Raw genomic sequence first — 524 nt, 5'->3', positions numbered from 1 at the left:
TGAACAGGTTGAGTTAATTGAGCTTTATGCTAAGCAAACCGGACTGTGGGCTGATGACTTAGAGTCCGCCCAATACGAACGTGTGCTTGAGTTTGATTTGTCTAAAGTTGAACGCAACCTTGCAGGGCCATCCAATCCTCATCGCCGTTTGCCAACCAGCGAACTTGCCAAGCAAGGAATCAGTCAAGCATCTTGGAAAGAGCAGCACGCTGAACAATATTCCGACGACCAGATGCCAGATGGCGCCGTGATCATTGCGGCGATTACGTCTTGCAACAATACCAGTAATCCAAGTAATTTCGTCGCCGCTGCTTTGGTCGCTAAAAAAGCCAATCATCTTGGATTAGTTCGAAAGCCATGGGTGAAAACCTCATTTGCACCGGGTTCTAAAGTTGCCAAGCTCTATCTTGAGTCTGCAGGTTTGCTTCCTGAGCTGGAACAATTAGGCTTTGGTATCGTCGGTTATGCGTGTACGACTTGTAACGGAATGAGTGGGGCGTTGGACCCTAAAATCCAACAAGAGA

1 protein-coding gene is annotated in these 524 nt (G+C 47.7%); it reads left to right on the top strand.

Annotated features, from left to right (window positions below):
- On the top strand, positions 1-524 hold a 524-nt coding region (locus GCE9029_RS25535), incomplete at both ends, for an aconitase family protein (protein ID WP_269449291.1).

Origin of the sequence: Grimontia celer (assembly GCF_900055185.1) — a bacterium.
GTDB lineage: Bacteria > Pseudomonadota > Gammaproteobacteria > Enterobacterales > Vibrionaceae > Enterovibrio > Enterovibrio celer.
Note: the sequence above shows the minus strand (reverse complement) of the source record. Positions and strands in the feature narration are given on the sequence as shown.